This is a genomic window from Stutzerimonas sp. LR2, from assembly GCF_055755175.1.
In genome coordinates this window covers 1-1,088 of the sequence record NZ_JBVTRR010000037.1, presented here as the reverse complement: position 1 = coordinate 1,088, position 1,088 = coordinate 1, and the positions used below count along the sequence as shown (strand labels likewise).

The 1,088-nt window shown below is 51.7% G+C and carries 1 protein-coding gene; it reads right to left on the bottom strand.

The window, feature by feature from the left end; all coding sequences use genetic code 11:
* Window positions 1-141: 141 nt before the first annotated feature.
* The coding region (locus ACVRRC_RS21835) for a ParM/StbA family protein (protein WP_472997553.1) at window positions 142-1,088 on the bottom strand (947 nt) is incomplete at its 5' end.

Below are 1,088 nucleotides of genomic sequence, written 5' to 3'. Positions count from 1 at the left end.
GTTCGCGCTGACCGGAGGTGTCTGGTTCCTCTACCTGATGGGCTACAACCTGTCGGTGGCCAGGAGTCAAGGTACGCAGCGAGCTCAGGACAAAGAATGTCATTAATCGTCACCCGTAACTGCATGGCGCATCCTTATCCTTTATTCGTCACCGTAAATGACAGTGTCAACGCCGTAGTTCCAGAAGCCAATTGCGTTGCTGGCTACCGGATTGGGGCTTGTAACAACGCGGGCATTCTGGAAGGCTTCCCGCACAGCCAATTCATAATAAGGAGCGCCACCCCCGGCTGTGACAATGATGTGAATTGCGCCCAACGAGCGGACATTTTTGCGTAGCTCTTTCACCACGCCACCCGCGATCTGCGGAATAACTTTGCTTAGCAGTGGCTTGATTTCAATGTGGCGCGCCCCATTAAAGAATGTTGGCGCATCTTTACGCAGTGCGATTTCGACCATTTCCGGCAGGTCATCCCGACGCTCATGCGGGTTTTCTTCATTGAGCGTGCGCACAATCCCTTCAATGATCGTACTGGTCGCTTTCAGTGAAGAACCACTGGAGCCCATCACACGGCTACCGTTGCTGAAAGCCACATAATCCATAGAGAAAAAACCAGGGTCGATGACCAAAATATTGGACTCAGACAGTTCATCCTCACTGATAAAGCCTTCGCGATTAGCAACATCGTTAATAACACCAACGCCTTGTGGGATCACCATCACTTGCTTGACGGTTACTTTCGTGGTCGGATTAATCGCGAACGTTCCCGTTAATCTGGCGACCAACTTGGAGCGTTCGTTATCATCACTGGCGAGCCTTACTGGCAAACCGGTTACCAACAGGTCAATGGTATTCCCAACTTGTTCGGCAATTTTCGCCAGCGCGCCAAAGTACAGCGCCAAGTACATTTCCGTGGTGTGATAACTGTCATGCAGTTCACGCCCGTCCGGACGATCTGTGAATGCACGCCACATGTTCCCGTTCGGGTAGACGGTGACTTCATGATCACGGTTGCGCTTCACCAAATTCACGTCTTCCTCTTCCTCCGTGGTGGCATATGCCGGGAAAATTGAGACGTCTGGCACAGAAG